General features: G+C 36.3%; 1 pseudogene. It reads right to left on the bottom strand.

Going from position 1 to position 509, the window contains the following annotated elements:
- Window positions 1-345 (bottom strand): annotated as a pseudogene (locus CBG25_RS07950) (hypothetical protein); the annotation flags it as partial.
- Window positions 346-509 lie beyond the last annotated feature (164 nt).

Raw genomic sequence — 509 nt, 5'->3', positions numbered from 1 at the left:
CCTGTTTTTCCTCAGCGTGGTTACCCAGACCCAACCATGAGAGCGAATTGATTTCAGATTATCTAGGCTAGAATACCAGGCATCCATCACTACCGCTTCTGGCATGATCCCTCTTTTTTTAGCAAGAGCCAGCATTTCGGAAAAGTGCGTGTTTTTTGTTTTTCCATCAGAATCTTTATCATAAATACGATAGTCAATAGGAATTGATTCAACACTTGTCAGATCATGCCAAAGCAAATTAACCAAACCTATGCCAGCAATAACATCATGCTTATTACCTGAATATTGATAATGAACCATCTCTATTTTTCTACTACAAACTAGTTGCTGAATAGAGACTTGCATTTTTTGTCACGCTATTGAGAATAAAAAGAGGTTTAACTTAGAGAATAAAGGTTTGAAATGATCAACAAAGAGCGGCTGTTACGAGATAATCGTTTATGTAAAGCAATCATTGGATTATCAGTCGAAGAATTGAAAAATTTAGCCGCTGAATTTTCAGCTTGTTA

The sequence above is a fragment of the Arsenophonus sp. ENCA genome, from assembly GCF_002287155.1.
GTDB lineage: Bacteria > Pseudomonadota > Gammaproteobacteria > Enterobacterales > Enterobacteriaceae > Arsenophonus > Arsenophonus nilaparvatae.
This window is presented reverse-complemented; position numbering and strand designations above follow the sequence as displayed.